The sequence below is a fragment of the Micropruina sp. genome, assembly GCF_047606365.1.
In the GTDB taxonomy this organism is placed as follows: domain Bacteria; phylum Actinomycetota; class Actinomycetes; order Propionibacteriales; family Propionibacteriaceae; genus Micropruina.
Genome location: NZ_JASGEN010000036.1, coordinates 1 through 23,836 on the forward strand (window position 1 = coordinate 1; position 23,836 = coordinate 23,836).

Annotated in this window: 16 protein-coding genes and 1 CRISPR repeat array; of the genes, 14 read left to right on the forward strand and 2 right to left on the reverse strand. The window is 68.5% G+C overall.

Annotated elements, in window-relative coordinates; translation table 11 throughout:
• Positions 1-45: 45 nt before the first annotated feature.
• Positions 46-1,810: direct repeats of the CRISPR family, unit length 36 nt; unit sequence GTCACACCCGTCAGGAATGACGGGCATCATTGAAGC.
• 876 nt (positions 1,811-2,686) lie between these two features.
• The 8 genes from QM624_RS04880 to QM624_RS04915 all read left to right on the forward strand — a co-directional run bounded on the left by QM624_RS04880 (position 2,687) and on the right by QM624_RS04915 (position 11,719).
• Positions 2,687-3,322, forward strand: a complete 636-nt coding sequence (locus tag QM624_RS04880) for a carbonic anhydrase (RefSeq protein WP_415089315.1) — start codon at positions 2,687-2,689, stop codon at positions 3,320-3,322.
• A gap of 160 nt (positions 3,323-3,482) precedes the next feature.
• The gene (locus QM624_RS04885) at positions 3,483-4,016 is read left to right on the forward strand and encodes an alpha/beta hydrolase (protein WP_415089317.1); all 534 of its coding nucleotides are present in this window, start codon (positions 3,483-3,485) and stop codon (positions 4,014-4,016) included.
• A 280-nt stretch (positions 4,017-4,296) separates the two neighbouring features.
• Positions 4,297-5,778: a phosphatase PAP2 family protein gene (locus QM624_RS04890; RefSeq protein WP_415089319.1), complete on the forward strand. Its 1,482-nt coding sequence runs from the start codon at positions 4,297-4,299 to the stop codon at positions 5,776-5,778.
• A gap of 452 nt (positions 5,779-6,230) precedes the next feature.
• Positions 6,231-6,932: a dipeptide/oligopeptide/nickel ABC transporter ATP-binding protein gene (locus QM624_RS04895; RefSeq protein WP_415089321.1), complete on the forward strand. Its 702-nt coding sequence runs from the start codon at positions 6,231-6,233 to the stop codon at positions 6,930-6,932.
• Positions 6,929-7,780, forward strand: a complete 852-nt coding sequence (locus QM624_RS04900) for an ABC transporter ATP-binding protein (protein ID WP_415089323.1) — start codon at positions 6,929-6,931, stop codon at positions 7,778-7,780. Before QM624_RS04895 ends, QM624_RS04900 begins: the two co-directional genes overlap by 4 nt.
• A gap of 9 nt (positions 7,781-7,789) precedes the next feature.
• Positions 7,790-9,346, forward strand: coding sequence for an ABC transporter substrate-binding protein (locus tag QM624_RS04905; RefSeq protein ID WP_415089325.1), 1,557 nt, complete (start codon positions 7,790-7,792; stop codon positions 9,344-9,346).
• Entirely contained in the window at positions 9,343-11,124 is a 1,782-nt protein-coding gene (locus tag QM624_RS04910) for an ABC transporter permease subunit (RefSeq protein WP_415089327.1), read from the forward strand. The genes QM624_RS04905 and QM624_RS04910 overlap by 4 nt, the downstream gene beginning before the upstream one ends.
• A gap of 298 nt (positions 11,125-11,422) precedes the next feature.
• Positions 11,423-11,719 (forward strand): hypothetical protein, encoded by a 297-nt coding sequence (locus QM624_RS04915; protein ID WP_415089330.1) that lies wholly within the window; start codon positions 11,423-11,425, stop codon positions 11,717-11,719.
• On the opposite strand, the gene QM624_RS04920 is transcribed toward QM624_RS04915, so the two are convergent.
• Positions 11,706-13,253: an ATP-dependent DNA ligase gene (locus QM624_RS04920; protein ID WP_415089332.1), complete on the reverse strand. Its 1,548-nt coding sequence runs from the start codon at positions 13,251-13,253 to the stop codon at positions 11,706-11,708. The genes QM624_RS04915 and QM624_RS04920 overlap by 14 nt on opposite strands.
• Before the next feature lie 313 nt (positions 13,254-13,566).
• On the opposite strand from QM624_RS04920, the gene QM624_RS04925 reads away from it, so the two are divergent.
• The 3 genes from QM624_RS04925 (at position 13,567) to QM624_RS04935 (ending at position 17,857) form a co-directional block, all read left to right on the forward strand.
• Positions 13,567-14,526 (forward strand): DNA-3-methyladenine glycosylase family protein, encoded by a 960-nt coding sequence (locus tag QM624_RS04925; protein ID WP_415089334.1) that lies wholly within the window; start codon positions 13,567-13,569, stop codon positions 14,524-14,526.
• Between the two features lie 42 nt (positions 14,527-14,568).
• The gene (locus tag QM624_RS04930; RefSeq protein WP_415089336.1) at positions 14,569-16,479 is read left to right on the forward strand and encodes a M3 family metallopeptidase; all 1,911 of its coding nucleotides are present in this window, start codon (positions 14,569-14,571) and stop codon (positions 16,477-16,479) included.
• Positions 16,480-16,750: 271 nt separating this feature from the next.
• Positions 16,751-17,857, forward strand: coding sequence for a PQQ-binding-like beta-propeller repeat protein (locus QM624_RS04935; protein WP_415089338.1), 1,107 nt, complete (start codon positions 16,751-16,753; stop codon positions 17,855-17,857).
• A 248-nt stretch (positions 17,858-18,105) separates the two neighbouring features.
• Here the strand turns inward: QM624_RS04935 and QM624_RS04940 are convergent, their stop codons facing one another.
• Positions 18,106-19,776 carry a DUF885 domain-containing protein gene (locus QM624_RS04940; protein ID WP_415089340.1) on the reverse strand — a complete coding sequence of 557 codons (1,671 nt, stop codon included), beginning with the start codon at positions 19,774-19,776 and terminating at the stop codon, positions 18,106-18,108.
• 65 nt (positions 19,777-19,841) lie between these two features.
• Between QM624_RS04940 and QM624_RS04945 the strand changes: the two genes are divergently transcribed.
• The 3 genes from QM624_RS04945 to QM624_RS04955 all read left to right on the forward strand — a co-directional run bounded on the left by QM624_RS04945 (position 19,842) and on the right by QM624_RS04955 (position 23,701).
• Positions 19,842-21,953 carry an acyltransferase family protein gene (locus tag QM624_RS04945; protein WP_415089342.1) on the forward strand — a complete coding sequence of 704 codons (2,112 nt, stop codon included), beginning with the start codon at positions 19,842-19,844 and terminating at the stop codon, positions 21,951-21,953.
• Positions 21,954-21,955: 2 nt separating this feature from the next.
• The gene (locus QM624_RS04950; protein WP_415089344.1) at positions 21,956-22,669 is read left to right on the forward strand and encodes a glycerophosphodiester phosphodiesterase; all 714 of its coding nucleotides are present in this window, start codon (positions 21,956-21,958) and stop codon (positions 22,667-22,669) included.
• Positions 22,670-22,792: 123 nt separating this feature from the next.
• Entirely contained in the window at positions 22,793-23,701 is a 909-nt protein-coding gene (locus tag QM624_RS04955) for a 1,4-dihydroxy-2-naphthoyl-CoA synthase (RefSeq protein WP_415089346.1), read from the forward strand.
• Positions 23,702-23,836: the final 135 nt, after the last annotated feature.

Sequence of the window (23,836 nt, forward strand, 5' to 3'; positions counted from 1 at the left end):
ATTGAAGCGCCGAGGTTCCCGGTCACCTTGTAGTCGGACGGGAACGTCACACCCGTCAGGAATGACGGGCATCATTGAAGCGCCGAGGTTCCCGGTCACCTTGTAGTCGGACGGGAACGTCACACCCGTCAGGAATGACGGGCATCATTGAAGCAACGAGCAGTTCGGTCAGCTCGACGGTGAGGTCACCCACGTCACACCCGTCAGGAATGACGGGCATGATTGAAGCCGGAACTCTCGGTGTCGAGACCAAGGTGTGGCGGCCGTGTCACACCCGTCAGGAATGACGGGCATCATTGAAGCGCCCTACGTCCTACAGGAGGACCAAGCATCATGACCCGTCACACCCGTCAGGAATGACGGGCATCATTGAAGCCGCATCTGGTGCAGCTGCGCAGCCTGCATTGCGACGCGTCACACCCGTCAGGAATGACGGGCATCATTGAAGCACTAATACTCCAGCGGTCTCGGTTCCGTCCAGGCACACGTCACACCCGTCAGGAATGACGGGCATCATTGAAGCTCATCTTCGGTCGCGACGACAGTCGCCGCAGGCGCGGGTCACACCCGTCAGGAATGACGGGCATCATTGAAGCAAGTTGCGCGGCCCCGCCCGGTACGAACATCAGCGGCGTCACACCCGTCAGGAATGACGGGCATTATTGAAGCGAAGCCGGTATCGACCGCCTTACGGAAGTCCTCGCTGGGTCACACCCGTCAGGAATGACGGGCATCATTGAAGCGACTCGACCGTGCAGGTCTGCGTCTCGGTGGGGCGGGTCACACCCGTCAGGAATGACGGGCATCATTGAAGCGGCAAGGCGAAGCACACGCTCGAGCCGATGGAGATCGGTCACACCCGTCAGGAATGACGGGCATCATTGAAGCATCACTGACGCTCAGGTCGGGTTCTTCACCGGTCCTCTGTCACACCCGTCAGGAATGACGGGCATCATTGAAGCGGCCTGGTGCTGCGGGTCACCGTGTTGCGCCGCGGTGGTCACACCCGTCAGGAATGACGGGCATCATTGAAGCGACAGCTCGGCGACGTCCGGACCGGTGTCACCGCGCTTGGTCACACCCGTCAGGAATGACGGGCATCATTGAAGCGCGAGCCAGGTGGTGCGGGTCTTGCCGGGTCGGTAGTCACACCCGTCAGGAATGACGGGCATCATTGAAGCTGGTCCAGCTTCGCGTCAGTGAGTTCATTGGCGAGCATCATTGAAGCATCACGTCCGCTTCGGCCTGCTCGGCCCAGCTGGCGACGTCACACCCGTCAGGAATGATGGGCATCATTGAAGCGCCAACGGCGCCGTGTGGCGTGCGGTGCCGCCCGACCGTCACACCCGTCAGGAATGACGGGCATCATTGAAGCTGACCAACCCACAGGAGGAACCATGTCCGCTGTCGGTCACGCCCGTCAGGAATGACGGGCATCATTGAAGCCTGTTCCACCGCTCCCTGTCGATGGGCGTACCGGCACCGTCACACCCGTGAGGAATGACGGGCATCATTGAAGCGGGACATCCCCCTACCCACGGCGCCGTGCGTGCCGAGGTCATACCCGTCAGGAATGACGGGCATCATTGAAGCACCCCAACACCGGCCGGGTGAGGGGGCAGTTAAGAGGGTCACACCCGTCAGGAACGACGGGCATCATTGAAGCCCACTGCGGGCCAACATCCGATCCGCCGTATTGCGGGGTCACACCTGTCAGGAATGACGGGCATCATTGAAGTGGCGGCGAAACGAAGAAGCTGATCGGCCTCGGCGCGTCACACCCGTCGGGCATGATGGGCATCATTGAAGCGCGATCGGGGTCGCGGTGGCGCCGGCGACGACCCGCAGTCGCACCCGCCAGAATGGCGGGCATCATTGCAGTTTGGCCCAGTGTCGGGTCTTGGCCATTCCGATCTCGGTCGCACCCGCCAGATGCGGCGAGTCTCATTGAGGGCGGTCTCGGGTCTCTGGCGGCGCCATGGCTGAGCAGCGGTCTGGGCCTTGGGAAGGCTGGCCCCTAGGGGTGGCGCCCCGGCCGTGCGGGTGGGCTTCTAATGGCTGAGTCCTGCTCGCCGAGATCGTGGGACGCTGGCAAGGGGTCAGCCGGTGTAGGGGTCTGTTAGAAAAGCGTTGATCCGTCGTCGGCAGGCTGGTCGGGAACGCTCTGGCAAGGGGTTTTGGCGAGCTCAACTGGCGAGAAGGCTGCATTTGATCGGCGCCTCTTGGCTGTCGCGATGCTGGTGAACGGTGCCCCCGATCCAACTGAAAGATGGCGATGGGGGCCGCATGGGTTCTGATGTGAAGCTTGCAGTTCCGTCGTGAATCGGAAAGCGGCGAACAGCAAGGCCAGACCTGAAGGATGGTGTTAGTGCCCGGGTGGGAGGAGTCGTCTCGTCCACTGTGAGGGTGTGTCGTGGATTCAGGGGGCGGAGAATGCGCTCGGCTGAGCTGTGTCGGTGGCCATCCGCGCCCGCGGTGGGGGTTGACATCGATAGCTGTGGACTCATCTTGAGGTCATCGCGATTGCGGCCCACTGGGTTCCAGGTTTGGTTGGTGACGCGCTTTCGACCTCAGCCCGGAAATCAACTCTCGACAAGCGGTTTCACCGCTACTAGTGTCCGGGGGCATGGCCCTTCCCCCGAGCGTTCCCGACTGGATGCGACCCGCGGGGCTACCTACCCACCGGATGCCGTCCGCGCAGGCGTTGCGGCGCTTGATCGCAGGTAACGGACGCCATCGGCGCGAGTCTGCAGGCGAGAGTCAGGCGTCCGGTGATGTGACCCCTGCCGGGTTCCCGTTTGCGCTTGTCGTGGGCTGCCTGGAGCCAGGGGCTGCGGGCGAGGAACTGTTCGCGGAGCGTCCGGGGGCTATCGAGTGCGTTCGGACGGCCGGGCCGAGCCTTGGTCAGGACACCATGGCGGCCATCGAGTACGCGGCGTTGGTGCAGAACGTCGGGGTCGTGCTCGTGCTCGGCCACCGGGATTGCGGCGTCGTAAGTGCCGCCAAGGATGCTCGCGAGGTGGGTGAGTTGCGGTTGCCGGGAGCGCTGCAAGAGTGGGTTGGCTCGGCCGCCGCGGGCAGTGGTGCGCTGCCGGTCAAAGGTGTGACCGCCGACGCTGTCACGGGTCACGTCCGGGCGTTGCGGGCTCGGCTTCGCAAGGCTGATTCGCTGCTGAGCTTGACACGTAGCGGGCAGTTGAAGATCGCGGGTGGCGTGTTGGATGACGACACGCGGGGCATCGAGTTCCTGCCTGATGAGCCGGACGAGGTGGTCGAGCCCGTTGGGATGCCGCGGCCGGATCCGAGTCGGTACGGGAGCTGATTGCCGCGCCGAGGGGGTTTCGACAAGCTCAACCAGCGAAGGGTTCGGCAAGGTCCGACGGTGGCGGTTGGGGTCGGGAGATCCCGGCTTCCGCCGGGATGACGGTGTGGTGCGTGCCGTGCGAGGTCTCGACAAGCTCGACCAACGGTGGCGACCAGGGGTGGCGACAAAGCTTGATCGGCGAGGGTGGTTTAGGTCGTCGCTGAGTGGGTATGCGGACGAGTACGGCGCCGATCCGGGCACCGTCGCGCTGGTCGGAGGGTCGGCAGGAGCGCACGGGGCGATGATCTGCGCGCTGACCGGGGGCGATCCACGCTTCCAGCCGGGCTTCGAGGATGCCGAGACCAGTGTTGCGGCAGTTATCAGCCTGTACGGCTACTACGGTCCTGCGCCGACGTCGGGGCCGCCGTCCGATCCGCTCGACTACCTTTCCCGCCCTGACAGGGGACGACGTGCCGACATTCCGGCAATCATGATCGTGCATGGCGATCGGGATCCGATGGTGGCTGCGGCGTCCGCGCGAGAGCTGGTTACCCAGTTGCGGACGGTGTCCGCATCGCCAGTCGTGTATGCCGAACTGCCCGGTGCGCATCACACGTTGGACCGGTTCGACTCGCTGCGTTGTGCCGGCGTGGTCGACGGTGTGGAGGAGTTCCTTCGCCGCGCGCTGCACAGGAGTGCGGACGGCGCCTGAGTCTGGGCAGGAGGCTGGCGGGGAAGGGTCTCGACAAGCTCGACCAGCGGTGAGTTGGGTTCGGCAAGCTGGACCGGCGGAGGGTCAAGCGTGGTGTGCGACTGAGACCCTGGGATGACGTGGCGGCTCGACCGGCGGTGGTTCAGCAGGTCCGTTCACGGCGACGCCGACGCCCGTTCACCAAGCGATGGGTCCAGGGACGGCCGATGGAAACCTCACGTCCCTAGCTTGCTGAGCGGCGAGCGGACACGCCCGCCGTCCTCGAAATGGAAGGCGCCCCATGGCCCTCAATACCTCCCGCCGGAACCCGCGACTGCGGCGGTTCCTCGCGGCGACCGCCGTCGTTGGCGCGTCGGCGGCACTGCTCGCCCCGATCGGCGTCACGCCCGCCCAGGCTGCCGACCCGTACGTCAGCGACGCCCGGCCCGACCTGGTCCCGGCGCTCAGCGGCTACAGCTCGCTGTGGCAGACCTCCGGACTGAACGACCTGCACGGCACCGTCAAGGACGGTCCGACACTGCAGTGGAACGATCGGGTGACCAGCTGGATCAACCAGCACGCCACCAAGTCCCAGCAGTTCCGCGCGCTGCAGAACGCCGCCTACCTGAACTCGGACGGCAGCGGCTACGACCAGTCCATCTCGATCGCCGACGGCCTCGGAGGCCAGCTCGGCACGCTGTACGCGCAGGGCCGGATCAACGGCGACCTGCCCAAGGTTGCCGCGCTGATCAACAGTTCGAACGGCACCACCGGTGCCTACGTGAGCACTTCGAACGCCAAGGCCGCCTTCAGCTACCCGCGTCCGTTCCTGAACGCTGATCCGAGCGCGCCGAAGGTCGAGGGCGACACGGACGCCTGCGCGCCCAGCAAGGTGAACAGCTCCTCGGTGGCGCCGATCCGCAAGGGCAAGAAGTGGGCCGACGCCAAGGGCAACCTGAAGATCACCCGGGTGCCTGCGACCGTTGACACCACCCACAAGTTCGCCAGCACCAGCGTCACCCTCGACCCGATCTACGGCGAAGCGGCGCTGTGCACCGGCGGTTCGTACCCGAGCGGGCACACCGCGACCGCCTACCAGGCCGGCATCACCCTGGCGACGCTGCTGCCCGAGTTGGCGCCGCAGATCCTGGCCCGGGCGTCCGAGGCCGGCAACAACCGGATCGTGCTCGGCGTCCACTATGCGCTCGATATCGTCGGTGGCCGGATCTCCGGCGAGGTGGCGCTGGCCTCCCGCTGGTCGGACGCGCGGTTCCGCAAAGAGGTGCTGAACCCGGCCCGCAAGGAGCTGGTGAGCTACCTGGAGTCCAAGTGCGGCGCGAGCCTCGCCGCCTGCATCGCCAAGGACACCTCGTACGTGAACAATCCCTACGGCGGCGCCAAGATCCCCGGCGGCACTGCGCAGAAGGTGACCGATCGCAAGTCGGCGCTGAACGTGTACACCGAGCGGCTCTCGTACGGCTTCGCGCCGGTGACGTCGACCCGGCTCTCGGCGTCCGTGCCGAAGGGTGCCGAGGCACTGCTGCGGACCACCTTCCCGACGCTGACCAATAAGCAGCGCCGGCAGGTGTTGGCCCAGACCGAGATCAAGTCGGGCCATCCGCTGGACACCACGATCAGCAGCCGAATCGGCACCGCCCCCGGCTCGTGGCAGCGGCTCAACCTGGCCGCGGCCATGTCGGCGACCGTCCAGGTGCGCGCCGACGGCAGCGTCAAGGTGCTCAGCGTGGGTGGCGCGGCGAAGGTCAAGCAGCCCCGGAAGTGAGTGTGAGAAGGGCCCGGCGTTCGAGAGGACGCCGGGCCCTTCGCCATGTCCGGACGCGGTACGAAGGGACGGTTCTTCTCGTACCGGAATCGCCCGCCGGTGGGCGGAGGTGACGCGGTACGGAGGGACGGTTCTTTTCGTGCCAGAACCATCCCGCCACGGGACCGAAAGAGCCCGTCCCCGGCGTACGAAGCGGTCCCGCGGCCATGCCGTGGACCGGAAGAGCTGCCGTCCCCGTCGTCCCTCAGCGGTACGAAAAGAACCGTCCCTCCGTTCCGCCCTCTCACGCCAGAACCGTCCCTTCAAGTGGTACGAAAAGAACCGTCCCCGCGTGCCAGGTGGGTCTCGGCCAGTGGCGGCGGGGGCCCTGCAGGCTCGGGCGACGATGGATGGACTCATGTTGAGAACAAGAATGATTGTCATTAGGATCCTCCGCGACAGAGGAGGAAACCATGGGGCATGCCGTCCACGTCCGGCGCCTGAGCGTGCACACCGCTGCCGGTGCTCGGCTGGTCAGTGACATCTCGTTCACGCTCGAAGAGGCCGAACGGGTGGCGCTGGTCGGCGCGTCCGGGTCGGGAAAATCGCTGACCGCGGCCGCAGTGCTGGGCACTCTGCCAGTGACGCTGAACGCGTCCGGTGCGATCAGCGTCTGCGGGTGCGACGTGCGGCCCGGACGGCTGCCGCGCTCGCGGACCGGGGTCGCCGCCGTCCATCAGGATCCGAGCACCGCGCTGAATCCGCTGCTTCGGGTGGGCGACCAACTCGATCTGGTGCTGCGTGCCCACGGCACCCGCGCTGCCGTCGCCACCTCGGTAGCCACGTCGCTGCTGGAGGACGTCGGGTTCGAGGACCCGGACAAGCTGCTGTGGCGCTACCCGGCCGAACTCTCCGGCGGCCAGCGCCAGCGGGTCTGCCTCGCGATCGCGCTGGCCTGCCGGCCCAAGCTGCTGGTCGCCGACGAACCCACCACGGCCCTCGATGTGGACACCCAGGAGCAGGTGCTGGACGCCATTGAGCGGGTCCGGCAGCGGCACGGCACCGCGCTGATGCTGATCACCCACGACCGCCGGGTTGCCGCGACGCGCACCGATCGTTCGATCCGGATGGCGCAGGGTGAGCTGATCGACGAGGCCACGGGCGTTCAGGGATGAACGAACTGGTCGCGGATGATCTGCACTTCACCTTTCCGCCCAGGCCGGGGTCGCCGTCCGGGCATCGGGTGCTGGACGGGATCAGCCTGCGGGTCCGCAGCGGGGAGCGGGTGGGTCTGGTCGGTCGTTCCGGCTGCGGCAAGTCCACGTTGTTGCGGATTCTGCTCGGCCTGGCCGCTCCGGACGCGGGTGCCGTCCGGTTCAACGGCACCGCGATCCGGCCCGGGTCGTTGCGTTCCCTGCGCGACTACCGGCGGCACGTCCAACTGATCCCACAGGATCCGGCCGCGTCACTGATTCCGCGGCTCACCGCCGAACGCAATGTGCTGGTGCCGCTGATCCGGCTGCAGGCACCCGAACCGCGTCTCGAGATCGCCCGGTGGGCACTGGAGCGGGTCGGCCTCGACGAACGCTTCTGGCGGCGCCGTCCGCATGAACTCTCCGGTGGCCAGGCACAACGCGTGGCCGTCGCCCGTGCCTTGGCGCTGCGTCCCGCCGTGGTGCTCGCCGACGAGCCGGTCAGCGGACTCGATCACGAACTGCGCGACCAGGTGCTCGACCTGCTGCACGAGCTCAGCCTCGACGGGGACGCGCTGGGATCCCGGGGCAAGCCCGGGATGACTGAAAGCGCCTCCGGGACGGCGGAAACCGCTACGCAGAGGTCCCGGGTCGAACCCGGGATGACGGAGCAGACACCTGGGACGACGGAAACCGCGTCCGGGGTGACCAGGGGTCTCGGCGTCCTGTTCGTCTCCCATGATCCCGAAGCGGTCGCCCGGCTCTGCGACCGCACCCTGCTTCTTGCCGACGGACGTCTCACCGAGCCGTCCGCACTTGCCACCCACTGAAAGGACGTCATGACCGACCCCAAGCCCGCTGCTGCCCGGATCTCCGGACGGCGCCCGCTGAACCGACTGCTCGCCGGCGCTGCCGGCCTGGCCTGCCTGACCCTTCTGGGTGGCTGCTTCAACGCGGCGCCCGCGCAACAGGCCAGCCAGGGCACCGGCCAGCGGATCGCCCTCGCCATGCTGCAGCCGCCGCGTTCCGGCCTGACTCCACTCAGCGACGACGCCTTCAAACTCTCCCGCTGGGCGACCGCCGAAACCCTGATCATGCTCGACGCCAACGGCGAGGCGCAGCCCGGGTTGGCCACCGAATGGAAGCAGACCTCGCCGAAGACCTGGGTGTTCACCATTCGCCAAGGGGTGAAGTTCCACGACGGCACTGACCTGACCCCCGAACGGGTCGAGGCCTCGCTCATCGCGGCCACCAAGGCCAGCCCCAAGCCGCGCATCCTGGACGGCGTCACGCTGAAGATCAGCCACGACGCGACCACGGTGACCATCACCACCGCCGAACCCGATCCGTTGGTGCCGCAACGGCTCTCCAGCCCGCAGCTGGTGATCCTGGCCGCCAAGGCCTACAGCGGCAAGTCGGTGTCGCCGGTCGGCACTGGCACTGGACCGTTCGAGCTGACCGCGGTCAACGGCACCAGCGGCGCCACCCTGCAGCGCTTCGACGGCTACTGGGGTGACAAGGCGCTCGCCTCGGGCATCGACGTCAACTTCGTTCCGGACGGTGCCGCTCGCGCTGCCGCGTTGCGCACCGGCACCGCCCAGGTCGTTGAGGCCGTCCCGGTCGGGCAGGCTGCCAGCGTCGATCAGAACCTGATCCATGAGGTGCCGATGCCGCGCACCAACACCCTCTACTTGAACACCAAGAAGGGTCCGTTCGCCGACCCGGCGGTGCGCGCCGCGGCCCGCGCCGCCATCGACCGGGCACGCCTGGTCGACACCGTCTACGAGGGCCGGGCCGACATCGCCGAGGGTCTGCTCGGACCGGCGCTGCCCTGGATGGCCGGTGAGCGGGACGAGGCCTACAAGGGGCTTCGCGACGGACACCGGGCCGAACCGGCCAAGGTCGACAAGGTGAAGATCACCCTGGGCACCTTCACCGACCGGGCCGAGCTGCCCGAGGTTGCGGTGCTACTCGAACAGCAGCTGGAGGCTGCCGGCTTCGAGGTGACCCAGGACGTCCGCGAATACCAGTACATCGAAGCTGACGCGCTCGACGGCGACTTCGACGCGTTCATCCTGTCCCGGGCCACCGTGCTCGACTCGGGTGACCCGGTCGCCTACATGTACTCGGACTTCGCCTGCGAGGGCTCGTTCAACATCTCCCAGTTCTGCGACAAGGAGGTGGACGCCGCACTGAAGGCCGCCGCCCAGGCGCCGGCCGGTGAGGGGCGCCGTAAGGCCATTGCCAAAGCGGAGGCGCTGATCCTCGGCAACGACGCAGCGGTGCCGATGCTGCACGAGCGGGTGATCCAGGGTGAGGCCGCCGGCGTCACCGGGGTGGAGCGCGACCCGCGCGAACGGGCCCTGCTCACCGCCAAGTCGACGGTCGGCGCGTGACCGAGGCCACGACCCGCACCCGTCCCCGGGTCGCCGCTCCGGCGGCCCGGGCGCTGGGTCCGTGGCTGAGCGGGCCGGGGGTGGTCACCCTCTCCCGGGTGGTCGCCATCCTGGCGCTGGTGGTGTTCCTCGGTCTGTTGCCCTGGCTGTCCGGCAACGGCGCCGAGTACACGATTCTGCGCGCCCGTTACGCCGACCTCGAGGCAACCCCCGAGAACCTGGCGATGGTGCGCACCGAGCTCGGGCTCGACCGCGGACCGCTGCTGATCTTCGCCGACTGGCTGGGCGGACTGCTGCGCGGCGACGCCGGCGACTCGTGGATCACCGGGACACCGGTGCTGCCCGGGGTGCTGTCGGCGCTGGGAGTGTCGCTCACCCTGATGCTGTTCGCGCTCGCCGTGGCGGTGGTGATCGCGTCGCTGATCAGCCTGCCGGCGCTGCTGGCCGGCGTCCGTGGGGTGCCGCGACGCGACGCCGGTGCGGTGGCGGCCATGCTGACCGCACTGCCCGAGTTCGTACTGGCCGCGCTGATGCTGCTGATCGGCGCGGTCTGGCTGGGCTGGTTCCCGCCGTACGGGTGGAACGGGCCGCTCTATGCCGTGCTGCCTGCGCTTGCGCTGGGCATGCCGGCCGGCGGCCTGGTCGGACGACTCGTCTCGGACGCCATCGCTGACGCCTCCGCGGAACGCTGGGTCACCACCTGGACACTGGCCGGACTGAGCAAGGCACGGGTGGCCGGCGGCATCGTCCGGCGGGCGCTGCCGTCCGTGCTCGGCCAGGTCGGACTGGTGCTGGTCGGGCTGACCGGGGGAGCGGTCGCCGTCGAAGAGGTCTTCGCCATTCCCGGTCTCGGCCGGGCCACCCTGGGCGCGGCCAGCTCGCAGGACCTGCCCGCCCTGCAGGCCGGTGTGCTGGCCCTGGTGCTGGTCGCGGTGGCGGCCGGCATCGCGGTCGAGATCATCCGGCGGCTGCTGCTCGGCGGTTCACTGCGGGCCGGGGCGATGGGCGTGGCCGCGGCCCCGACCGCGACGTCGCGGGCCGTCCGGTGGGTGCCGATCGTCGGCGGTTCACTGGTGCTGCTGGTGGTGGTGCTCGGGCTGCCGCGCGACCCGTACACGTCCGACTACCACCGGCTGCAGCAGCCGTCGCTGTCGCCCTGGCTGCCGTTCGGTGCGGACGCCAGCGGACGTGACCTGCTGGCCCGAGTGGCGCACGGCGCACTCACCACGGTCGGGACGGCGGTCGCGGTCACCCTGCTCTGCCTGGCGCTGGGCCTGGCGATCGGCATGGTGCCGCGACTGTCCATCGGGCCGATCGAGGTGACCAACGCCGCCCCACCGGTGATCGCCGGCCTGCTGGTGGCCGCCGTCTGGGGGCCGTCGGTGTTCGGCGCGGCGATCGCGGTCGCCGCGGTGAGCTGGGCGCCGCTGGCCGCGCACACCTCGGCGCTGCTGCAGGAGGAGCGGGCCAAACCGTATGTGGCGCTGCTGCCGGTGCTCGGCGTCAGTCGCGCCCGAATGCTGTGGCAATACCTGCTACCCGCGGTCTCCGGGCCGGTGTTCCGGCACGCCATGCTGCGGCTGCCCGGTATCGCGCTGGCGTTGGCGTCCCTGGGCTTCCTCGGACTCGGTCCGCGGCAGCCGACGCCGGAGTGGGGTCTGGTCGTCAGTGAGGGCATCGGGTACCTGGAGCGCGCACCCTGGGCCGTGCTGGCCCCGACCGCTGCCCTGGTGGTGACGGCGATGATCGCCGTCGGATTGGCGGCCGACCGGGACTGAATCGCTACCGGCGACCGTTGGTCGAGCTTGTCGAGACCCCTGAACGGCGTGATGCCAGCCGGCCGACAGGGTTGCTCGATCGCGCGATCCACCACAGCTGGCGGGAACCATCACTACTTTCGGGAAATATCCCGAAAGTGGAAGACCGATCCCGAAACCAGTGGTCGATCGCGCGATCGGACGCCCCGGGTAAGCCTGCGTGGCCCCTCCGACGGCACGTCCGGGAGCTGACCCTCGCGTCGGTAGCGTGACCGGCATTCGGGGGCGACCCCCGCGCCCCGGGAAGGAGAAGGACGACATGAAACGCACGATTGGAGTGGGTCTCGCCGCGGTGGCCCTGACCATGGGCAGTGTGGTGGCGACGGCGCCACAGGCGCAGGCGGCGACCGCGCCGTCCTGTGTCAAACACATCGATTCCGGACGGAGCTGGGGCTTCCCCTGGGTGAAGATCCGCAATGACTGCAAGACCACGCAGCGGGTCAAGATCATCTGGGCCTTCGCGCCGGACAGCGCCTGCAAGTCGCTGGCGCCGGGCAAGACCTATAAGCACTCCACCGGAGTGGCCGGGCGATTCGACGGCATCAACCGCTGCTGACCGACCCTTCAGATCCGCCGGCGAGCCGACGCACCGTCTCGATGGTGTCGGCCTCGTCGGCGGATTTGTCGTCTCGATAGCGCAGCACCCGGGCGAACCGCAGCGCCAGCCCGCCCGGGTAACGGGTGGAGCGCTGCAGGCCGTCGAAAGCAATCTCGACCACCTGCTCGGGCCGCAGGTACACCGTCCAGTCGTCGCGGTGATCCTCGAGCGCGAGGAAGCGCTCGGTCTGCCAGGTCAACATGGCGTCGGTCATGCCCTTGAACGTCTTACCCAGCATCACGAAACCGCCGGTGGCCGGGTCGCGGGCGCCGAGGTGGATGTTCGACAGCCAGCCGTGGCGGCGTCCGGACCCCCATTCGACGGCCAGTACGACCAGATCGAGGGTGTGCACCGGCTTCACCTTCACCCAGGACGAGCCGCGGCGTCCGGCTTCGTAGGGCGCGTCGAGCGCCTTGAGCACCACACCTTCGTGGCCGGAGGCCAGCACCGCGGTGGTGAACTGTTCGGCAACCGCCGGGTCGTCGGTGACGATCCGGCCGACCCGGGCCGGTTCCGGCATCAACTCGGTCAGCCGAGCCACCCGCTCGCGTCCGGGCAGGTCGAGCAGTTCCTCGTCATCGACAGCGAGCAGATCGAAGAAGAACGGAGTCATCGGGGTCCGGCCGCGCAGCGCTGCGGCGTCGTCGCTCATCGAGCGGGCCGCGGTTTCCTGGAACGGACGGGGCCGGCCCTCGACGTCCAGAGCGAGCGCCTCGCCGTCCAGAATCAGCCGATGGGCGGGCAGCGCGGCCACCGCCTCGACCACGTCGGGCAGCCGGTCGGTGACGTCGTCCAGGCTGCGGGTGAAGACCCGGATGTCGTCGCCGTCGCGATGCACCTGGATGCGGATGCCGTCCAGCTTGGCCTCGACGGCCACCTCACCGCCCAGGCTCGTCATCGCCTCGGCCACCGACTTGGCGCTGGCCGCCAGCATCGGCCGCACCGGACGGCCGACGCTCAGCCCGATGGCGGCGACGGCGTCCGCACCGCCGGTGAGTGCGGCGACCGCGACAGGTGGTGTGGCGCCGGCCAGCATCACTGCACGTCGCACCGCGGTTGCGGGCAGCTCGGACGCCTTCACCAGTGCGTCGACCATCACGCCATCGAGGGCACCCTGCCGGGTCTCGCCGGTGATCAACCCGGCCAGCCAGCGCTGCTCATCGGAGGTCGCCCGGCCCATCAACTCGTCGAGCCGAGCCTTCCGGGCCAGCTGCGAACCGGGTCCGGACAGTTCGGCCAACTCGGCGAAGATCGCGTCCACTTCGGTCACAGTCAGGGACGCTTCGGTCGCTGCCGGGACGGTCGCGCGCGCCGAGCGCCAACCCACCCCCGTGCGGCGCTGGCGGAGCGAACCGGAGAGATAGCTGGTGACGATCTCGATCTCGTCCGGCTCGGCATGACGCAGTGTCTCGGCCAAGGCGGCGACCTTGGCCAGTCGCGAGCGGGTGCCGGCGACCTGCGCGGAGGTCGTGACGAGTTCGGCCAACAGCATGCCGACCATTGTGCAGCCGCCCACTGACGGTTTCGCCGAGCCCTCGTCATCGTCCCGGTGCACGCCGGATCTCAGCCCCCCGTCGGTCGAGACCGTCGAGACCCATTTCGCACATCCGGGGACGGTTCTTGCACCTGCGATTTTCGAACGTCAAAGAACCGTCCCCGGATGTGCGAGCCCGTCGAGACCCCCAGATGGATCTCGACAAGCTCGATCACCGGTGGATGCGGGGCAAGCTCGATCAGCGGGGTGACCGGCGCGGTAAGAAACTGTCAGGTCGCCGGGTTACGCTCGCCTCCGAGCAAGGAGGCCCATGACGATCACCACGGACGCCGCGGCGCGGACGCGAGAGTGGCGTCCGGCCTGGCCGTGTCCGGTGGGAGAGATCTGGGCGCACTGGCGTCGGGGTTCCGGCGACCCCACCTACCGGATCGAGGCCGGACGGCATTGGCGTGGCATCCGCACGCCGATCGGGGCGGCCACGCTGGCCGTCCGACCGCTGGATCACGTCGGCGTGATCGAGGCGCAGGCTTGGGGTGAGGGTGCCGACTGGGTGCTGGATCGGCTGCCGTCCATGCTCGGCGCGGACGACGACCCGGCGGGTTTCAGCCCGCGGCACCCGGAACTTGCCCAGGTCCTTCACGAGCATCCGCATTGGCGTCTCGGACGCGGCGGGCTGGTCTGGCAGGCGTTGTTACCTGCCGTCATCGAACAGAAGGTGACCGGGCAGGAGGCCTTCGGTGGTTTCCGCCGGCTGGTGAACTTCTTCGGCGAGCGCGCGCCGGGGCCGGGCGCGGCGCTGCGGTTGTGGGTGCCGCCGGGACCCGAGACCGTCCGCCGGATTCCGTCCTGGGAGTGGCTCAAGCTGCACATCGACCCGGCCCGCTCCCGCACCCTGCTGCACTGCGCTCAACGCGCCGACGCGCTGGAACGCACCCTCGGCCTGCCCTCCGACGAGGCCGATCGGCGGCTGCGGTCGATCCCCGGCATCGGCATCTGGACTTCCGCCGAGATTCGTTTCCGGGCCCACGGCGATGCCGACGCGGTCAGCTTCGGCGACTACCACATCCCCAACGAGATCGGTCACGCGCTGGTCGGGCACGACCTGGACGACGCCGCTCTGGAGGAGTTGCTCGAGCCGTACCGACCGCACCGGCATCGGGTGCAGGCACTGCTCGGCACCCGGCGCTGGCGGGAGCGGCACGGCCCGCGGTTGGCGCCGCGCACCCATTTGCCGACCGCTCCGCGACGGCCCCGCACCCCTCGGGGGTGAGAGTTCTTTGCAGTGTCAGACCGAGCCCGTAGTGTGCCCGGCATGGCCCTGACACCGCTGGAATTCCCCGCCGACGACTGGCTCACCTGGCTCAACGAACGGGGCGCCGGCCAACTGCAGGCCGCCCGCGAGAGCATCGCCGAACTGGTCCGCGCCGAGCCGGGCAGCCTGCTGATCGTGCAGCTGTGGAACGACGCCGCGATCGCCCTGCGTAACGCCGGATCGGTCGCCGGGCTGCTCTCCTCGGTGCACCCCGAAGCCGCCGTGATGGAGCGTGCCGAAGAGATCGAGGTGGAGGTGCAGGGCTACTCCACCGACCTCCATCTCGACCCCGACGTGTATCGCGCGCTCAGCTCCGTCGCCCCGGCCAACCTCGACGATGACGGACGCCGCATGCTCGCCAAATCGCTGCGCGACTTCCACCGCTCGGGCGTCGACCGTGACGCCGGGGTTCGCGACCGCGTCCGAGAGCTGGAGGCGAAGACCACCGAACTCAGCCTGGCCTTCTCGCGCAACATCCGCGACGGACGCCTCGAGGCGCGCGTACCCGGGTCGGCGCTCGCCGGTCTGCCGGCCGACTATGTCGAGACGCATCCGGTCGATTCCGACGGCTTGGTCGGCATCTCCACCGACTACCCCGACGTGCTGCCATTCCTCACCTTCTCCACCGACGCGGCCGCCCGAAGGGTTGTCGCCAGCACCTTCTTCAGCATCGCCTCGCCGATCAACGATCCCGTGCTGGCCGAGCTGCTGCAGGCCCGACACGAACTGGCCACCCTGCTCGGCTACGCCAACTGGCCCGACTACGACGCCGAAGTGAAGATGATCGGCTCCGGTGACGCGATCGCGGCGTTCATCGACACGGTCAGCGCGGCGGCCGGGCCGGCCGGCGAGCGAGAGATCGGCATCCTCGCCGCCCGTGCCGCACTCGACGGCGAGACCGAGATCGATGCCTCGAACTGGCGGTACTTCCATGAGTTCGTCAAGCGCGAGCAGTACGGGGTCGACGCCCACCAGGTGCGCCGCTACTTCGACTTCGGCAAGGTCCACGACGGCCTGCTGCAGATCACCGGCCAGCTGTTCGGGCTGCGCTTCACCCCGGTGCCGGCCGACCAGGCCCGGCCCTGGCATCCCGATGTGACCAGCTACGACGTCAGCTTCGACGACGGCCGTCAGATCGGCCGGATCTACCTCGACCTGCACCCGCGCGAACGCAAGTACAACCACGCCGCCCAGTTCGACCTGGTGGCCGGCGTCCGCGACCGGCAACTGCCCGAGGGCGTGCTGGTCTGCAACTTCCCGCGTGGCCTGATGGAGCACCGCGACGTGGTCACCCTGTTCCACGAGTTCGGCCACCTGATCCACCATCTGCTCGGCGGCGGTCAGAGCTGGGTGCGGTTCTCCGGCGTCGCGACCGAATGGGACTTCGTCGAGGCGCCGAGCCAACTGCTGGAGGAGTGGGCCTGGGACGCCGGCGTCCTGCAGCTGTTCGCCACCGATGCCGACGGCACCCCGATCCCGGCCGAACTGGTGGCGCAGATGAAGGCCGCCGAGGAGTTCGGCAAGGGGTTCCTGGCCCGCACCCAGATGTTCTACGCGGCGCTGGCCTACCGGTTCCATCTCGAGCGGCCCACCGATCCGACCGCCCGCATGCTCGAGCTCTACGCCGAGTACAGCCTGGTGAAGCCGCTGCCCGATACGCACTTCTACACCGGGTTCGGGCACCTCGCCGGGTACACCTCGGGCTACTACACCTACATGTGGAGCCTGGTGATCGCGAAGGACCTGTTCAGCGCCTTCGACCCGGACAACCTCCTCGAACCCGAGGTGGCCGCCCACTATCGGGACGCCGTCCTGGCGCCCGGAGGCAGCAAGGACGCCGGCGAACTGGTCGCCGACTTCCTCGGGCGTCCGTACAACACCAAGGCGTTCGAGGACTGGCTCAACCGCTGACCGCCGCTTCGCGCTCGTCGTTGGTCGAGCTTGTCGTTGGTCGAGCTTGTCGAGACCCTGCTGGCCGAGTGGTTTCGACAAGCTCAACCAGCGGCGGTGGCGCCTCGGGATCCCGGCGTTCGCCGGGATGACGGGTGGGTCGTCATCCGGGTGGAGGTCGTCATGCCGGGTGGGGCCGTCATCCGTTTGGGGCTGAGATCGTCATCCCGGGCTCGACCCGGGATCTCGTCATTCGCCAGTGTCGGAAGGTTCCGCGGACTACCGTGATGCCATGCCGACAGGCAGGTCCGCTCGCGCGGGAGTCGTGGCCCTCGCGCTACTGCTCGCCGGGTGCGCCGCAGGTGTCGCCGTCACCCCGTCCACGACGCCCTCGACCACGGCGTCCGCCGTGGCGCGTCCACCGGTTGCTGACGACCTGACCGGCGGCACACCCGTCCAGCTCGGCTCGGCCGGACACTGGGTGATCTCCGCCGGACGCGCCTTCACCACCCCCGAGGACGGCACCGTCGTCGCCCTCGACCTGGCCAGCGGACGCACGCTGTGGCAAGCCGCGTTCACCATGGGCAAGGCCTGGGACGCCCGACCCCAGCTCGGACTCAGCACCAACCAGTCGACGGTGATCGCGGTGCGCACCGTCGATACCGACGCCGGTGCGCGAATCAACCTGTTGCTGCTGGACGCAGCCACCGGCACCGTCGTCGCCGAGCGCCTGATGGCCGACCCGGGCCGGAAGTGGTCGGTGGATCTACCGCCCACGGTGCTTGCCGCCGATGCCGACACCCTCGTGCTGGCCGACGACCCCGAGTCGGGACGGCAGACCGGGGTGGTCCGGATGTCTGACGGACGACTGATGTGGCGGGTCGATGAGCAGGCGGTCGCGGCCAGCGCCGGCACGGTCGTCACCCGCCGCGGAGGACGGGCCCGCGGCGACGGCAAGCAACGCTGGCAGGCCGCTGCGCCGCTCGGCCCGCTGCTGGCGCAGACCTCCGAGGTGATCGTCGCGGGGATGGCCTCATCGGCGGTCTGGTTGGACCCCGCCCTCGGCCTGGAGATCGCCCGGATCGACGATCTGGGCGAGGCGGAGCCACCCTGCGCCGCCACCTCCGGCGTGCTGATCTGCCTGAACGCCGGGATCGCCGGCTACGCACTCGCCAACGGCACCCAACTGTGGGCGTCGTCGGTGCCGGCCCAATCGATCGCGATCGTCAACGACTGGGTCTACCTCTGGCGCCGCGACGGACGCGGCGACGTCCTGGACGCCCGCACCGGCCACGTCCTGATCGCCGATGCTGTGCTGCCGTCCATCCGCTACGCGAACGGCACCGGAATCCTGGTCAGCGACAAGAACGGCGACCGCTGGGTGCTGTTGGCCCGTTGACCCGGGTGCGTTGATTCCGCCGAGATCCCGGCGTCCGCCGGGATGACGGTGCGCGGTGTGTTCGTCATCCCGGGTGCGGCTTGTTCGTCATCCCGGGCTTGCCCCGGGATCTCAGTCAACGGCCCTCAAGACCGCCAGAACGGTGTGGCGACGATTCCGTTGGTCGAGCTTGTCGAGACCCCGCCGGGTCGCGGTGCAGGGTTTCGACAAGCTCAACCAGCGACAAGCTCAACCAGCGACAGGCTCGATCAGCTCGTGGTGTCCAGCACGGCGTCGCGCAGCACGCTGAGCGGCAGCGAACCGAGGTTCAGTGCCCGGCTGTGGAAGTCCTTGAGCGAGAATGCGTCCCCGGCCTGCGCGGCCGCCTCGGCACGCAACTGCTCCCAGAGCCGCTGCCCGATCTTGTACGACGGCGCCTGCCCCGGCCAGCCCAGGTAACGGTTCAGTTCGAACCGGAGGAATTGGGCGTCCATGTTGACGTTGGCGCGCAGCAACTCCCAGGCCTTCTCGGCGTCCCAGGTGCCGCCGCCCCAGCGTTGCGGCGCCGGCTTGCCGAGATGGACGCCGATGTCGAGCACCACTCGGGTGGCCCGCATCCGCTGGCCGTCGAGCAGGCCCAGCTTGTCGCCGAGGTCGTCCATGTAGCCGAACTCCTCCATCAGCCGTTCGGCGTACAGCGCCCAGCCCTCGCCGTGGCCCGACACCCAGCAGACCAGCCGGCGCCACAGGTTGAGTTCGGCGCGGTTGTGGACCGCCTGGCCCAGCTGCAGATGATGCCCGGGCACGCCCTCGTGGTAGACGGTGGTCTTCTCGCGCCAGGTGTTGAACTCCTCGACGCCCGGCGGCACCGACCACCACATCCGGCCCGGCCGGGAGAAGTCGTCCGACGGCGGGGTGTAGTAGATGCCGCCGTTCTGGGTCGGCGCGATCATGCACTCGATGCGCTGCACCTGGTCGGGAATGTCGAAATGCACGCCGTTCAGCTGCCGGATCGCCTCGTCGGCGGTGGACTGCATCCACTCGCGCAACGCGGCGGTGCCGACCAGTTTCCGCTCGGGGTCGGCGTCCAGTTCCCGGACGGCGTCGTCGATGCCGGCACCCGTGCCGGCGATCGCCTCGATCACGGCGTCCTGTTCGGCGGCGACCCGGTCCAACTCGTCCAGGCCCCACTCGTAGGTTTCGTCCAGGTCGACCTCGGCGCCGAGGAAGACCCGCGACCACAGCCGGTAGCGGTCCCGTCCGGCGGCGTCGGCGGCCGGGGCGTCCGGCTCGAGCTCGCGCAGGAACTGCTCCAGCGTTCCGTAGGCTTCGGCAGCCGCTGCGCCGGCCCGCTCCAGTTCGGCGGTCAACGCCGCCGATTGACCGGCTTCGCGATGGAAGCCGGTGAAGAACGAGTTCGCCGTGTCGGCGAGTTCACCGGCCTGCTTGATTCCCTCACGGACCTGCAGGGCCGGCGCCACCGAACCACGCCGGACGCCCTCGCGCAGGCAGGCCAGGTAGCCGTCGACGGCGCGGGGCACGCCGCTGAGCCGGGAGGCGATGTTCGACCAATGCTCCTCGGTCTCGGTCGGCATCAGGTCGAACACGTCGCGCAAACCCTGCAGTGGGGAGGCGATGTTGTTCAGGTCGCGAAAATGCTCGCCGGCCTCGTGCAGCTCATGGGTCAACCCGAGCCGCTCCTTCATCGCCGCGACCGTCACCCGGTCGACGGCGTCGCGGGGCGTCACGGCGTCCAGCTTGGTCAGCGTGTCGCGGATCAGGGCGTCGCGCGCGTCATGGAAGTCGGGGTCGGTCTCACTCATCCGGTGGTCGTAGCCGGACAAACCGATCTCGGTGGCGAAGATCGGATCGAGGTCGGCGGCGGCCAGGGTGTAGGCGTCGGCGAGGGCATCCACCTCGCTGGGTTCACGGGTGCTCACCCCACGGACCCTACCTGCGGGGGCCCGCGGCGCCCACAGCCGGCACGTCTACACTGCTCCGCTTGATGACGAATACCGCTTCGCGACGTCCGTTGCGACAAGACATCCAAGGGCTGCGCTTCGTCGCCGTCCTGCTTGTCGTCGTCTACCACGTGTGGCTCGACCGGGTGTCGGGCGGCGTGGACATCTTCCTGGTGCTGTCGGCGTTCTTCCTGACCTCATCGTTCGCCCGCAAACTGGACGACGGGCGTCCGCTCGCACTGGCCGGCTACTGGACGCGCACCTTCGCCCGCATCGTGCCGCTCGCCACGCTCACCATTCTGGCGGTGGTGGCCACCGCGCAATGGCTGATGCCGATCGCCGTCTGGCCCGACATCCAGCAGCAGGCGATCGCCAGTGCCGTCTACATGGAGAACTGGTGGCTGGCCGCCAACGACGTCAATTACTACGGCGGTGCGCCGATTCCGCTGCAGCATTTCTGGTCGTTGTCGATCCAAGGCACCGTGTTTCTGGCCTGGCCACTGATCTTCGCGGTCGTCGCGCTGGTCGTTCGGTGGCGTCCGGACGCCCCGGTGCGGCGGCTGCTGGCCGGTGCGTTCGGCCTCATCTTCGTGGCCTCGTTGGCCTGGTCGGTATGGATCACCGCGGTCGACCAGACCTTCGCCTACTTCGACACCCGCGCCCGGCTGTGGGAGTTCGCCTTCGGCTCGCTGCTCGCCCTGGTGGCCACCAGCGGACGGCCGTTGGGCCGTCCGGGTTCGACCTGGCGCACCGCAGCCGGCTGGCTGGGGCTGGCCACCATCCTGCTGGTCGGCGTCGTGGTGAACGTGCGCAACGCCTTCCCCGGCTGGATCGCGCTGATTCCGCTGACGGCGGCGGCGACCATCGTGCTGGTCGGCGACGACCCGGGCCGGTGGAGTGTCGGGCGGCTGCTCGGCCACCGCTGGATCGCCGGGCTGGGTAACGCCTCGTATGCGCTGTACCTGGTGCATTGGCCGATCCTGATCGCCTACGTCGTCGCGCTGGACGCCGATCGGCCCAGCCTGCTCGCCGGGGGCGTGATCATCGTGGGTTCGGTGCTGCTGGCGATTGCGCTGCACCGTTGGGTGGAGTTGCCGCTGCGCAACCGGACGTCGCATTGGGGCCCGTGGCGCGACGGACTGTTGGTGGTGGTCGCGATCGCGCTGGTGCTGGGTGCGGTCACCGGGTGGCGGCAACTGCTCACCTATCAAGCCGAACGGGACCGCGCCGAACAGCAGGCTCAGGTCGAGCAGGCGCGGCTGCATGCGATCGCCGAGCATCCGGGCGCGCGGGTGCTCGACCCGGCGTTCCGGCCGCAGTCAGAGCCGACCGAACCACCGATCCCGACCATCGCCGACATCCCCTACCAGTGGGGTCTGGCCGGGCCGGCCTGCCCGACGTCCTGGCAGCTGCCGACCAAAGCGCAGCAGCAGTGCCAGGTGCTGACCGATCCGGGCCTGGACGACGCCGGTGCTGGTGGTGCCGGGGCGGCTTCGGCGTCCGCACTCCCGTTGCAGGCGGCGGAAGGGGTCACCCGGGTGCTGTTGGTCGGCAATTCGCATATGCAGCATTGGTCGACGGCCATTCGCGAAATCGGCCGCCAGCAGGGCTGGCAGGTGCTGCTGATCTACGAGCAGAACTGTTATCTGGCGCCGGCCGGGGATCCGATCAACGAGGTCGAGAAATGCGCGGATTTCTGGCCGGACGTCCTCGATTCGATTGAGCCGCTCAACCCTGATCTGGTGATCACCATCGCGACCAAATCGGAGGACGACGGCGAAACAGTGCTGACCAGCGGGCTGGAGCTGCTCGAGCAGCATGTGAAGCCCGAACGCACGGTGATCGCGATGCGCGACACGCCTCGCTTCGAGGTGGGTTTGACCCAGTGCGAGGCGAACCGGCAGCCCGATGATCCGCCCTGCGAGTCGGGGCATCCGATTCTCGATACCCCGAATCCGCTGATTCCGCTGGTCAAAACGGTGAAGGGTCTGAACACCATGGATCTGTCCGATCTGGCCTGCCCCGAGCGGCTCTGCGTGTCCACGATTGGGAATGTGAGAGTGTGGATGGACCAGCACCATCTGACGCGAGATTACGTTGAGACCACGACAGACCTCGTCCGGGCGAGGCTGATGCAGGCGATCGAAAGGGCGTGACGATGGAGATCTGGGCACACCGCGGAGCAAGCGCGCGGCAGCCGGAGAACACGATCGCCGCCTTCACGGCGGCGATGGAGGCAGGTGCGGACGGCGTCGAACTCGACGTGCAGCTGACCTCCGACGGTGTGCCGGTGGTGATCCACGACGAGACGGTGGACCGCACCCATGACGGCACGGGCGGGGTGTCGGGGTTCACGCTGGCGCAGCTGCAGAAGCTGCGCTCGCTGATCAAGCCCAAGGGCGATCCGATGGCGACCCGTATTCCCAGCCTCGTCGAAGTGCTCGACCTGTTGGCGTCCGGTGGTCAGCAGATCAACATCGAGCTGAAGAACAGCGTCAAGCCGTACAAGGGTCTGGAGAAGAAGGTGCTCGACCTGGTGGCCGAACGGAAGCTCGGTGATCGGGTGGTGCTCTCGTCGTTCAACCACTATTCGCTGCAACGGCTGCGGGAACGCGGCTGGACGGGGGAGTTGGCCGCCGTGCACGACGGCATGCTGCGCGAACCCTGGCGGTACTTCCGTGAACTGGACGTCCAGGCGGTGCACCCGCCGCGGCACGTGCTGATGGTCCCCGGGTTCGTCACCCGAGCCCACCGGGCCGGCTTCAAGGTGCGGGTCTGGACGGTCAACAAGGCCACCCACCGGCAGCGATGCGAACGGCTCGGCGTCGACGGCATCTTCACCGACCTGGTCAAGGCACGACCCAACTGGTGACTCGGCGGGCGGTCGAGACCTGACCACCGTTGGTCGAGCTTGTCGAGACCCTGACCCACCGTTGGTCGAGCTTGTCGAGACCCCCGACGAACCCGACCGGCGTCCGACGATAGGTTGGTCGGCATGACCAGCCCCTGGCGTCCGGAGCTCTGGGACGAGGTTCCCGGCTTCGACTTCACCGACATCACCTACCACCGGGCCAAGGACGTGCCGGCGGTACGGATCGCCTTCGACCGCCCGGAGGTGCGCAACGCCTTCCGTCCGCACACCGTCGACGAGCTGTACGCCGCGCTCGATCACGCCCGGCAGTCGGCCGACGTCGGCTGTGTGCTGCTGACCGGCAACGGACCCTCGGCCAAGGACGGCGGCTGGGCCTTCTGCTCCGGCGGCGACCAGCGCATTCGAGGCCGTTCCGGCTACCAGTACGCCGAGGGGGAGACCGCCGATACCGTCGACGCCCGGCGCACCCAGGCTCAGGGTGGACGGCTGCACATTCTCGAGGTGCAGCGGCTGATCCGGTTCATGCCGAAGGTCGTGATCGCGCTGGTCAACGGCTGGGCGGCCGGCGGCGGCCATTCGCTGCACGTGGTCTGCGACCTGACCCTGGCCTCGGCCGAGCACGCCAGGTTCAAGCAGACCGACGCCGACGTCGGCTCGTTCGACGCCGGCTTCGGCTCGGCCTATCTGGCTCGGCAGGTCGGCCAGAAGGTCGCCCGCGAGATCTTCTTCCTCGGTCAGACCTACGACGCGCAGCGCGGCTACGAGATGGGCACCGTCAACAAGGTGGTGCCGCACGCCGACCTCGAGGACGAGGGCCTGGCCTGGGCGGAACTGGTCTGCGGCAAGTCGCCGACCGCGCAGCGGATGCTCAAATTCGCCTTCAACGCCATCGACGACGGCCTGATCGGCCAGCAGGTGTTCGCCGGCGAAAGCACCAGGCTCGCCTACATGACCGACGAGGCGGTGGAGGGCCGGGACTCGTTCCTGGAGAAGCGGCGTCCGGACTGGTCGCGCTTTCCGTACTACTACTGAGCCGGTCAGCTAAGGATGCGCTGATCAAAGCCCGCCGTCGTCATCCCGGACTTGATCCGGGACCTCTCCTCGCCTGAGATCCCGGGTCGGAGCCCGGGATGACGTGAATTGTCAGCGATTCCCTAAGCGAGTCAT